This window comes from Vibrio sp. 10N.247.310.23 (assembly GCF_041467155.1).
GTDB lineage: Bacteria > Pseudomonadota > Gammaproteobacteria > Enterobacterales > Vibrionaceae > Vibrio > Vibrio crassostreae_C.
Map to the genome: position 1 here is coordinate 1 of NZ_JBFSTZ010000085.1, position 1,792 is coordinate 1,792.

Here is a 1,792-nt window from a genome sequence, read left to right on the forward strand (position 1 = left end):
AACGGCGGACTGTTAATCCGTATGTCGCAAGTTCAAGTCTTGCAAGGGGAGCCAATTAAAAAAAGCCGCATCATTGATGCGGCTTTTTTGCATCTAAAGATCCTAACTTATTAATACAACTACCCTCACCTTTCAAATACCATATTCAATTCAGAAACCAACCGTTTTTATATCCTTCCAAAGCTACAAATCTTCGCTACTTAATGCTCTTCAAAATCTCCCAACAACAAACGACACATTCACGTAAGAGTCAGTCACAGTACGTTGCTACTCATTTTATTGACTAGGAGATCGGTTGAAAAAATCAATACTAAGTTTGGAGGTAAGAAAGCTAAATAACGAATCAAGTAAGCGCTGAAAAGCTCTGTAAGACACTTCAATCCAAATTGATACACAGATTACTCTTTATCAAAACTATCCACTACAATAGCGCCCATAGAGGCTGGCATTGAAATAACAATCACTCTTTTGATCGATACGACGGGATCACTCAATAGAGGTAATTTGTCCAGGCAAGTCAGTACCAAAGCAACGACCAATGCCGTCATAACATAAGCAATCACTATTCTGAAAATAAACACCGGCAACCGAGCAACAACATCTTTTTGAAAGACACTCTCATACGTATAGAAGCCTAAGAACACCGCAGACAGTAAAAATAGCAGCAATAGATTAGCGGTAGGTAAAGTCTCCCCTAACTTCCAAGCCTCTTCAGAAAAAGAAATCGGCACGGCCAAGGCAAAAGATCCCACAAAGATCTGGCTCGCATCTTCAAAGTTAAAACTCAATTTCATAATTCGACCCATTAGGTTTAAGGCTTTATCTAATTCTGAAAAGAATCACAAAACTATCCGCCAATGATTTGGGGGATTTTTATTTCTACTAAGCAAACAGTAGTGACCTTCTAGCTTCATCTTAGTCGCAATAACCAAAACATAGCTTGAACTAACCAGCAAGAAATCAACATGTTCTGAGCAAAGTTGTCGACACAACTAATTCATATCGAGTCAACAAGCACATCAGAATCGAAGAGAGACCGGTAAACATCCTAAATTACCATCCCCTAGAACCAGAGAACATCACAATCAGTTGGGGGAAGAACCTCCCTGCACATGTAGATACGGATACGAGGGACACTCTATGTCTTAACTTACATATCCCTCCAGCACCACTTTGGAACGCAACCTAACAACTCTCACCTTTCAAGCTGAATCTACTCCGCTTCCATCCTTTGAAATGCTTCTAACAAAGCGCTTGATGCTATCGAGAGTGGTTTAAGCTGAATGTATAATTAAGAGCTATTAAGTCGACTCATTAAGGGCTATAGCGCTCTTAGCAGAAGCCTCCATGATAGAGCCCTAATTACACGTATCCTATAGATTCACAGATAGAGCAGAAGTCAGATTTCGTAGACGAAAGGCTGTTAACTAATACTGAGAGCCACTCACTTAATAAAGGAAACATCTACAGCGCAGAGTAATTAGGATGGGGTGTAAGGCTTTTATAACTCAAAGTATTAATAAGGGGTCAGTTCAGTCTCATAAATCTAACTTACAGCGCGTATGGTTCGAGTATCTGAATGCTAAACTTAAAGCTACATACGTTTGAAATCATGCTCGAGTCACCTCACAGCTGGAATCAGAAATGATGTAGTCCTAATCATGAGTTGGTTTTGGGGAACACCTGAGCTAAGAGCTGTGGGCTACGGGAAAATCTTTTGTGTAAGTTATTCGACTGATACCAATTAAAGTAAAAATGTGATCTAATTAAGATTGATGAATTATTGTGAAAT

General features: G+C 39.5%; 1 protein-coding gene. It reads right to left on the reverse strand.

Features of this window, described 5'->3' with window-relative positions:
- Positions 1 to 398: 398 nt before the first annotated feature.
- Positions 399 to 794: a DUF2391 family protein gene (locus AB6D93_RS23920; protein ID WP_017060180.1), complete on the reverse strand. Its 396-nt coding sequence runs from the start codon at positions 792 to 794 to the stop codon at positions 399 to 401.
- Between the last annotated feature and the right edge of the window lie 998 nt (positions 795 to 1,792).

What these genes read in the sequence shown, in the direction of transcription:
- AB6D93_RS23920 (WP_017060180.1), bottom strand. Translation starts at nt 794, where the DNA reads ATGAAATTGAGTTTTAACTTTGAAGATGCGAGCCAGATCTTTGTGGGA.